Genomic DNA, 1,900 nt, shown 5'->3' on the forward strand with positions numbered 1-1,900 from the left:
AAAGATTCGTGAGATTCGAGAGATTCGTGTTCAAAAATCAACATTCAACATTAATAATTAAGTCTATGGATTTACGAAGTTACACCAAGCAGGAGTTAGCCCTGCTCTATTTTCCGGATTCCGACCCGGACGTGGCAAGATCCCATCTGATGAGATGGATAGTAAGATGCACCCAGCTCTATGAGCAGCTGCTGAAGAGTGGATACACCAAGAACAGCAAGGAGTTCAATCCCCTGCAAGTATCCTATATTTTCTTCCATTTGGGAGAGCCCTGATATTTATCAGTGATAATCGGTGAGTATCGTGGAGCAACATTGAGCATCGGTGAGTTGGGAATGAGAAATGTTGTATCTTTGCATTGTGATTCAGAAAGAAGAACATTAACCATTAACACTTAAAAACTATGTTGCTTTACGTACTAAAACTAAATCAGAACGCCAAGATGCCAGAGGCATACGGCAAGTACTACGCCTATCCAGTCATCACGCAGACGGTAGGTACCGACGGCCTGGCCGGACACATGGCTAGCCACAACACTCCTTTCTCCAAGGGAGCCATCAAGGGCATGATTACCGATATGGTATCGTGCATCAAGGAACTCACCTTGCAGGGTATCGCTGTGAAGATCGACGACCTCGCCATCTTCTCCATCGGCATCCGCAACAAGGAGGGAGCTGCCTCGGAGAAGGAGTTCACCATCGCCAAGAACATCGACGGCTTCCGTCTCCGTGCTCGTGGCACCGGTGAGTTCAGCGCCAAGACCATCAACCTCGATGCTACGCTGAAGAAGGTCTCTGCTCTGTTAGGGGATGGCACCACCACGGATACCAACCCGGATACCGGGAAGGATACCACTGGTGGAGACAACACCAGCCAAGGCGGTAGCGGAACCACAGGTGGTGACAACACCAGCCAGGGTGGTAGCGGAACCACTGGAGACGATAATGTAAGTTTGTAGTAAGCCTAGCCTCCTGGCATCTGAAACAAGAGAAAGCGCATCGGCAGGATGCAGTCCGGAGTAATCCGAGGGCACATCAGGAATGAGTTCATCATTCAACATTCAACATTGTCAATTCATCGCCCTGAACGGATGCTTGCTCATCCTGCCCGCTTCCATCTTGTCTTCCCACACTAATCATTAATCACTAATCATTAATCATCATGAAAGTAAACTGGAAATCCGTCATCAATTTCGTCATCACTGTCCTCACCGCCGTCCTCAGCACCTTCTGCATGCAGAGCTGCAAGTGATAGCGTCTGAACACGAATTACACGAATCGAACGAATCATATCTGTTCAAAGGACATATTCGTGTCATTCGAAAGATTCGTGTTCAGTTAAATATCTATTCAAAGGACATATTCGTGTCATTCGAGAAATTCGTGTTCAGTTAAATCAAAACACTTTGCGTTCGTATTCCAATCCGTCAGAGTGGCCAAAATTATAGAGAATACCGAGTTTAAATCCTGTAGCTTTGAGATAATTATATACTTGACTTCGATGAGAATCATTGAGTTCTGAAACAGCTTTCAGTTCAATAATAATATCACCATAACAGACAAAATCAGCTCGATAAGTCTGCTTTAATTCATGTCCTTCATAGAAGACTTTAAGTTCTTTCTCACGTTCAAAGGGGATGCCTCGCTTAGCAAATTCAATAGCCAAGGCTTCCTGATAAACGGCTTCAAGGAATCCTGAACCCAATACATTATACACATGCATTGCAGCCCCAGTGATGTTATATGATTCTTTACTACGGTATATCATAATCTCTATATTTTTTAACACGAATTACACGAATCGAACGAATCATATCTGTTCAAAGGACATATTCGTGTCATCCGAGAAATTCGTGTTCAGTTAAATATCTGTTCAAAGGACATATTCGTGTCATTCGAGA

General features: G+C 44.4%; 4 protein-coding genes. 3 read left to right on the top strand and 1 reads right to left on the bottom strand.

The window, feature by feature from the left end; translation table 11 throughout:
* The first annotated feature begins 65 nt into the window (after positions 1 to 65).
* From DW657_RS17105 to DW657_RS18050, 3 genes are all read left to right on the top strand, one after another.
* A complete protein-coding gene (locus tag DW657_RS17105) occupies positions 66 to 275 on the top strand; it encodes a DUF4248 domain-containing protein (RefSeq protein ID WP_089544585.1) in 210 nt (69 codons plus the stop codon).
* Between the two features lie 128 nt (positions 276 to 403).
* Positions 404 to 958 (top strand): DNA-binding protein, encoded by a 555-nt coding sequence (locus DW657_RS17110; RefSeq protein WP_118313549.1) that lies wholly within the window; start codon positions 404 to 406, stop codon positions 956 to 958.
* A 203-nt stretch (positions 959 to 1,161) separates the two neighbouring features.
* Positions 1,162 to 1,251, top strand: a complete 90-nt coding sequence (locus tag DW657_RS18050) for a smalltalk protein (protein ID WP_158577423.1) — start codon at positions 1,162 to 1,164, stop codon at positions 1,249 to 1,251.
* Between the two features lie 144 nt (positions 1,252 to 1,395).
* Here the strand turns inward: DW657_RS18050 and DW657_RS17115 are convergent, their stop codons facing one another.
* Positions 1,396 to 1,767, bottom strand: a complete 372-nt coding sequence (locus tag DW657_RS17115) for a GxxExxY protein (protein WP_118313551.1) — start codon at positions 1,765 to 1,767, stop codon at positions 1,396 to 1,398.
* Positions 1,768 to 1,900: the final 133 nt, after the last annotated feature.

It is taken from the genome of Prevotella sp. AM23-5 (genome assembly GCF_003473645.1).
In the GTDB taxonomy this organism is placed as follows: Bacteria; Bacteroidota; Bacteroidia; order Bacteroidales; family Bacteroidaceae; genus Prevotella; species Prevotella copri_A.